Origin of the sequence: Micromonospora noduli (assembly GCF_003264475.1) — a bacterium.
Taxonomy (GTDB): Bacteria; Actinomycetota; Actinomycetes; order Mycobacteriales; family Micromonosporaceae; genus Micromonospora; species Micromonospora noduli.
In genome coordinates this window covers 88,979-95,634 of sequence record NZ_PYAC01000021.1, presented here as the reverse complement: position 1 = coordinate 95,634, position 6,656 = coordinate 88,979, and the positions used below count along the sequence as shown (strand labels likewise).

Annotated in this window: 6 protein-coding genes; 4 read left to right on the top strand and 2 right to left on the bottom strand. The window is 70.3% G+C overall.

Annotation, left to right across the window (positions count from 1 at the left end; all coding sequences use genetic code 11):
• Window positions 1–180: 180 nt before the first annotated feature.
• A complete protein-coding gene (locus MED15_RS21190) occupies window positions 181–2,379 on the bottom strand; it encodes a (Fe-S)-binding protein (protein ID WP_112736749.1) in 2,199 nt (732 codons plus the stop codon).
• Between the two features lie 206 nt (window positions 2,380–2,585).
• A complete protein-coding gene (locus MED15_RS21185) occupies window positions 2,586–2,849 on the bottom strand; it encodes a cell division protein CrgA (RefSeq protein ID WP_112601206.1) in 264 nt (87 codons plus the stop codon).
• Between the two features lie 221 nt (window positions 2,850–3,070).
• Between MED15_RS21185 and MED15_RS21180 the strand changes: the two genes are divergently transcribed.
• Genes MED15_RS21180 through MED15_RS21165 form a run of 4 tightly spaced genes read left to right on the top strand, consistent with a single transcriptional unit; the run spans window position 3,071 to window position 6,513 of the window.
• The gene (locus MED15_RS21180; protein WP_091396339.1) at window positions 3,071–3,871 is read left to right on the top strand and encodes a DUF881 domain-containing protein; all 801 of its coding nucleotides are present in this window, start codon (window positions 3,071–3,073) and stop codon (window positions 3,869–3,871) included.
• Window positions 3,868–5,574 (top strand): class E sortase, encoded by a 1,707-nt coding sequence (locus tag MED15_RS21175; RefSeq protein ID WP_112726613.1) that lies wholly within the window; start codon window positions 3,868–3,870, stop codon window positions 5,572–5,574. The genes MED15_RS21180 and MED15_RS21175 overlap by 4 nt, the downstream gene beginning before the upstream one ends.
• 4 nt (window positions 5,575–5,578) lie before the next feature.
• Entirely contained in the window at window positions 5,579–5,860 is a 282-nt protein-coding gene (locus MED15_RS21170) for a hypothetical protein (protein WP_112583986.1), read from the top strand.
• Window positions 5,861–5,862: 2 nt separating this feature from the next.
• Window positions 5,863–6,513: an aminodeoxychorismate/anthranilate synthase component II gene (locus MED15_RS21165; protein ID WP_112584016.1), complete on the top strand. Its 651-nt coding sequence runs from the start codon at window positions 5,863–5,865 to the stop codon at window positions 6,511–6,513.
• The last annotated feature ends 143 nt before the right edge of the window (window positions 6,514–6,656 follow it).

Sequence of the window (6,656 nt, the reverse complement as noted above, 5' to 3'; positions counted from 1 at the left end):
GCGGGCGGTGCGTGCGTGTGGGGGAGGTGTGTGGAGGTGGGAGGGTGTCTTTGTGTTTGTAGGAGGCGGCGCTCCCCGGGGTCTACACACTTTCCCTAACCGGCGATCGTCCGGTCGGCGCGACGGCGGCGGCCCTCAGGGGCCGCCGCCGTCGATGAACAGATCCCAGGGGTACGCGTCTCAGCCGCCGATCGGCGCGGTCTCCTTGCCGCCCTGCGGCTGCTCGGGCTTGACCGAGCGGAGCAGCACGCTGGCCACGTCGATCACCTCGACCTGTTCGCCGGCACCCTTGCCGTTGACCCCGTCGCTGAGCATGGTCGAGCAGAACGGGCAGCCGACCGCGACCGTCTTCGCCCCGGTGGCCATGGCCTCCTCGACGCGGTCCACGTTGATCCGCTTGCCGATCTTCTCTTCCATCCACATCCGGGCGCCGCCAGCACCGCAGCAGAAGGAGCGTTCGCTGTTCCGCGGCATCTCGGTCAGGTCGCCCGCGATGGCGTCGCCGAGGACCTCCCGGGGGGCCGCGAAGACGCGGTTGTGCCGACCCAGGTAGCAGGGGTCGTGGTAGGTGACGCCGCCGTCGACCGGCTGCACCGGCGTGAGCTTGCCGGTGGCGACCAGGTGCGCGAGCAGTTGGGTGTGGTGGACCACCTCGAACTCCCCGCCGAGCTGCCCGTACTCGTTGCCAAGGGTGTTGAAGCAGTGCGGGCAGGTCGCGACGATCTTGCGCTTGGCCTTGTCCCGGCCCTCGAACGCCTCGTTCAGCGTCTCCACGTTCTGCTGGGCGAGCATCTGGAAGACGAACTCGTTGCCGATCCGTCGCGCCGGGTCGCCGGAGCAGGTTTCGCCCTCGCCCAGGATCGCGAACTTCACGCCCGCCTCGTTGAGCAGCGTGGCCACCGCGCGGGTGGTCTTCTTGGCCCGGTCCTCGAACGCGCCGGCGCAGCCGACCCAGAACAGGTACTCGAAGTCGTCCACCTCGCCGACCCGGGGCACCTCGAAGTCCAGACCCTTGGTCCAGTCCTCGCGGGTGTTCTGCGGGGCGCCCCACGGGTTGCCCTTGTTCTCCAGGTTGCGCAGCATCACCCCGGCCTCGGAGGGGAAGCTCGACTCGATCAGCACCTGGTAGCGGCGCATGTCGACGATGTGGTCGACGTGTTCGATGTCCACCGGGCACTGCTCGACGCAGGCACCGCAGGTGGTGCAGGACCAGAGCACGTCCGGGTCGATGACACCGCCCTCCTCGGCGGTGCCGATCAACGGCTTGTCCGCCTCGGCGAGGGCCAGCACGTCCAGGTGGGCGAGCTGCGCCTGGGTGGCCTTCTCCTCGCCGGTCAGGTCCTTGCCGCCGCCGGCCAGCAGATAGGGCGCCTTCGCGTACGCGTGGTCACGCAGGCTCAGGATGAGCAGCTTCGGCGACAGGGGCTTGCCGGTGTTCCAGGCCGGGCACTGCGACTGGCAGCGACCGCACTCGGTGCAGGTGCTGAAGTCCAGGAGGCCCTTCCAGCTGAACTGCTCGACGTGGGCAACGCCGAACTGGTCCTTCTCCGGGTCCGCCTCCTCGAAGTCGAGCGGCTTGCCCTGGCTCGTCATCGGGCGCAGCGCGCCGAGACCGGAGCCGGCCGGCTTGGTCGGCTCCCGCTTGAAGAAGATGTTGGGAAACGCCAGGAAGCGGTGCCAGGCGACACCCATCGTGACGTTCAGGGAGATGACGATCAGCCACGTCATCGAGATAATGATCTTGATGGCGGCGGCGACGCTCACGCCGTCCGCCCAGTCGGGCAGCACCGCACCGACCGCGTGGCTGACCGGGGTGGCCCAGAGCGGGAACTCGAAGTGGTCGGTGGCGACCTTGAAGCCCCGGATCACGAAGCCGAAGATCAGGACCAGCAGCACGATCCACTCGACGAAGTAGCCCTGCCACATGGTCGAGCCGGTGAACCGGGACCGCCCGCCCGGACGGGTCGGCCGGTTGCGCAGCCGGATCGCCATCAGCACCAGGATGCCGATCAGACCCAGCACCCCGATGATCTCGGTGACCAGGCCGAAGATCGTCCAGTGCCCGATGATCGGCAGACCGCCGTCGGTGGTGACCACCTCGAAGTACGCCTCGAGCACCAGCAGCGACAGCACGACGAAGCCGACCATCACGAACCAGTGCGCGGCGCCCACCACGCCCCACTTGAGCATCCGGGTGTGGCCGGCCGTCTCCACCAGCATCGTCCTGGCGCGGGCGACCTTGTCGGTGAACCGCTCCGGCGCGGGTTGCCCGAGCCGGATGACTGCCACCAACTTCAGGACCGCACGCACCGCAAGCCACACCGCCACGGCGGTGATGGCGGCCGCGAGGATCGTGGTGACGATCTGGACGCTGCCCATCGAGTTGGCCTCCCCGGTCTGCTGCCTGATGACCTCGCTCTGCTCGGTCATGCAATGCAGCCTACGCGAAGGTTACCCAGCGGTAACGTGAGTCATCTCGCAGTAGGCCGCGCTGCCTGCGCACACCATAGGGGGCCCCACCCGATCCTGCCGGGCAGGGGCTCGACGGGGTGACGTGTGACCGCCGACGCGGCGGTCTGCTCTGATCAGCGCCAGCGGGAGAGCAACGCCAGCGAGGCGACCATCGCACCGAAGCCGACGGCGAGGTTCCAGTAACCCCACGCCATGACCGGGTACTCCTGCTCGGACAGGTAGTAGAGCACCAGCCAGCCGATGCCGACGACGATCAAGGCGACCGCGGTGATCGGCAACCACACCGGGCTAGGCTTGCGCGACGACGACGACGTCGTCGGACGGACGTCCGTCGGCGGGGTGTACACCTTCTTCTTACGGACCTGAGACTTGGGCACGGCGCTCTCCAGAGGGGTGACGACCTCGTCCGGCCTGACAACCGGGCGCGGGGGCGACGGTCCATGGCCAATAATGTTCGAGAGCTAGCGTAGTCCCGATTGGCCGCCTGGACCACGAATGGGGTCAGGCCGGTGCACGGAGTGACCGAAAGAGGCGGGACTGTTCGCATCGCCGGCCCAGCCGGCACGAACCGATCCCCGACACGCGGAAGGAACGCTCGGTGGAGTACACATCCGGCGCAACCTCCTGGCAGAAGGTCCTCCGACGGGCCGCCGCCGGGCTGCTGCCCCGGCGACCGCGCCAACGCCGTCCGGGCTGGTCGATCGGGGTCCCCCTGATCGCTGCGGCGGCCGGGTTGCTCTTCACCACCACTGCGACCACCGCGGGCGGCACCGCTCTCCGGGAGGACCGGCGCCCCCAGCTCAACCAGCTCATCGAGGACCGCCGCGAACAGGTCGCCGCCAGCGAGCGTCGCGCCGCCACGCTACGCGGCGAGGTCGAGCAACGGACCAACACCCTGGCCGGCTCGGACGCCCCGATCAAGGCTCAGCAGAATCGCGCCCAGGGCAGCCTCCAGGACGCCGGGTTCACCGCACTCAGCGGGCCCGGGGTAACCGTCGAGCTGAACGACGCGCCCCAGCTGGACCAGACGCAGTCGGACGCCAGCAACGACGACCTGGTGGTGCATCAGGGGGACGTACAGGCGGTGGTCAACGCGCTCTGGGCCGGCGGAGCCGAGGCGATGTCAATCATGAATGTCCGCGTGCTCACCACCAGCGCGGTACGCTGCGTCGGTAACACCCTGCTACTTCACGGCCGGGTGTACTCCCCACCGTTCAAGATCGTAGCAATCGGCGATCCCGCTGCCCTCCAGCAGGCCCTCGCCAGCTCTCAGGGAGTCCGGTTGTTCAAGGACGCGGTCGACGACTACCAGCTTGGCTACAAGGAGACGGCCTCCACGGTGCGAGTTCCCGCATTCGAGGATTCCACCGCCCTGCGCTCGGCTACGGTGCCCAAGTGAGCGGGCCGGACGAGCGACGCGACGGGCGACACCGGGACCAGACCGACGAGCCGACCGCCTTCCTGCCCAAGTTCGACCGGCCCGAGTCGGCACCGGTCCGACCCACCCCGGCCGGCAACTGGCCCGAGCCGGTGCTGCAGCCGCCGCGAGCCGAGCAGCCGCAGCGAGCCGAGCAGCCGCCGCCGAGCGCCACTCGGCCCGAGCCGACCGGGACCCCGGGCCGCCCGGGTGCCGAAGCGCCTCCGCCCTGGCCGGGCAGCGCAACTGCCGGGCCGGGCTCACACGGCGGCGCCGGGCTTCCCCCCGCGACCACCCCCGGTCGACCGACCGCCAGCAACCAGGGCCCGGTTCGGCCCGCTGCCCCCGGCAACGCCCCGACCCGCCCCCCCGCGCCCAGCGCCGCGTCCACCCGACCGACCGCGCCCAGCGCCGCACCGACCCGACCGCCGGGCACCGGCAACCCACCGGGTGCCACACCGACCCGACCGCCGGGTGCCGCGCCGACCCGCCCGGCCACACCCGGCGGGATGCCGATGCCGACCCGGCCGGCGGTCTCCGGCACGCCGAGCCGGCCTGTCTCCTCCGGGCCCTCGACGCCGCCGCTGGCCGACTCGCCGACCGCATACATTCCCCAGGTCACCGACCGGTCCGCCCGATCCACCGGCTCCCCGGCCACCCCGGTCTCCCCGGTCGCCCCCGACCGCGTCGCAGCGGCCGGGTCGGAAGGCTTCCCGCCGACCGGGCCGGGCCGGGTCCCGCCGAGCGCTGGCGGGGATCGCGGCGCGGACCCGGCAGCCACCGCGTTGATTCCGGCCGTGCCCGCCACTCCGGCCACCAGGCCGCCGACCATGGACTCGACCGCGTTGATGGGTGCCGTCCCCCGCACCGCCGTCCCGGATGAGCCGGCCAGCGCCAACCCCGCCGACCCTCCCCAACCCCGACGCGGCGAGCGGGTGGTGCAACTCCGGCCACACCAGACCGGCGAGGGCTACAAGAGCGTCTACTCCGAGCTGACCCGCCCGTCGTTCGGCTCGCGACTGCGCACCGGCGTCCGCGTCACCGGCGAAATCCTGATCACCTTCGGCCTGGTGGTCCTGCTCTTCGCCGGCTACGAGGTCTGGGGCAAGTCGGCCATCGTCGACGCCCACCAGAACGACCTCAACAACGAGTTGGCCCAGGCGTGGGGCCCGACCGACGACCCCACTGTCGCCCCGTCGGTGGGCCCGAGCGTCAAACCCTCCCCACCGGTACGCGGTAAGCCGCTCGCGGGCCTCTACATCCCCAAGCTCGACAAGAACTGGGTCGTCGTCGAGGGAGTCACCCAACAGGACATCCGTTTCGCCCCCGGCCACTACCCGACCAGCGCGCTCCCCGGTCAGGTGGGCAACTTCTCCGTCGCCGGCCACCGCAACCGGGCCACCTTCTGGCGGTTGGACGAGCTGGACGAGGGCGACCCAATCGTGGTCGAGAGCAAGACCGACTGGTACGTCTACCGGGTGTCGCAGTCCCGGATCGTCCGGCCGACCCAGGTCGAGGTGGTGGCGCCGGTGCCCGGCGAGCCGGACAAGAAGGCGACCAAACGGATGCTCACCCTCACCACGTGCAACCCGAAGTTCGACAACTACCAGCGCCTGATCATCCATGCCGAACTGGACCGCACCCAACCCAAGTCCGCGGGCCGGCCGGCGGAGCTGGGAGGCTGACCCGATGTACGCGTTCATCTGGCGCAAGCTGCCGTTCGGCGTGGTCGGGAAGTTGACCGGCTCGGTGCTGCTGGTGGCCGCCACGGTGGCCCTGCTGTGGTACGTCGCCTTCCCGTGGGCCGAGCCCCTGCTGCCCTTCGACGACGTGCAGGTCGAGTCCGGCGTACCCGCCGAGACGGGTGGCGGCGGCGACCCGGTGACCGGGGAGACGCCGGCCGGCGACGAGCACGAACTGCCGTACGACACCGACCAGAACAACTCCGCGCCTCCCTCCCCGAGCAGGTGACCATGCGCGTCCTGGTGATCGACAACTATGACTCCTTCGTCTTCAACCTCGTGCAGTATCTGGGCCAGCTCGGCGTGGACTGCGAGGTCCGCCGCAACGACGAGATCGACGTCGCCGAGGTGGGCACGGTTGGCGCCGACGGCATCCTGCTGTCGCCCGGGCCGGGCAGCCCGGACCGGGCCGGCATCTGCCTGGACGTCATCCGGGAGTACGCAGGCAAGCTGCCGATCTTCGGCGTCTGCCTCGGCCATCAGGCGATCGGCGAAGCCTTCGGGGCGACCGTGACACGCGCCCCCGAGCTGCTGCACGGCAAGACCTCCGAGGTGCGACACCACTCGGTCGGCGTACTCGCCGGTCTGCCCGACCCGTTCACCGCCACCCGGTACCACTCGCTCGCAGTGCTGCCCGAGACGCTCCCCGACGAGCTGGAGGTCACCGGCTGGACCGGCTCCGGCGTGGTGATGGCGATGCGGCACCGGACGCTGCCCATCGAGGGCGTCCAATTCCACCCGGAGTCGGTGCTCACCGAGGGCGGTCACCTGATGCTGGCCAACTGGCTGGCCAGTTGCGGTCACCCCGAGGCGCTGGAGCGGGCACCCGCGCTGGCCGCCGAGGTCGACGCCCGTCGTCGGGCGGCCTTCGCCACCGCCTGAGGCAGACGCCGATCCTTCAGAGCCCGTCGTCATCACGGCGAGAATGGGCCTGTGAGGCCAAAGCGCGACGTCAATACGACGCCCGGCCTGTCTGATTGCCACTTCCCGAGTAGGTATGTGGTCGAAAAGGTCGGATGGTGGCG

Coding starts and splice junctions, on each gene's coding strand:
- MED15_RS21190 (WP_112736749.1), bottom strand. CDS start 2,379: ATGGGCAGCGTCCAGATCGTCACCACGATCCTCGCGGCCGCCATCACC.
- MED15_RS21170 (WP_112583986.1), top strand. CDS start 5,579: ATGTACGCGTTCATCTGGCGCAAGCTGCCGTTCGGCGTGGTCGGGAAG.
- MED15_RS21165 (WP_112584016.1), top strand. CDS start 5,863: ATGCGCGTCCTGGTGATCGACAACTATGACTCCTTCGTCTTCAACCTC.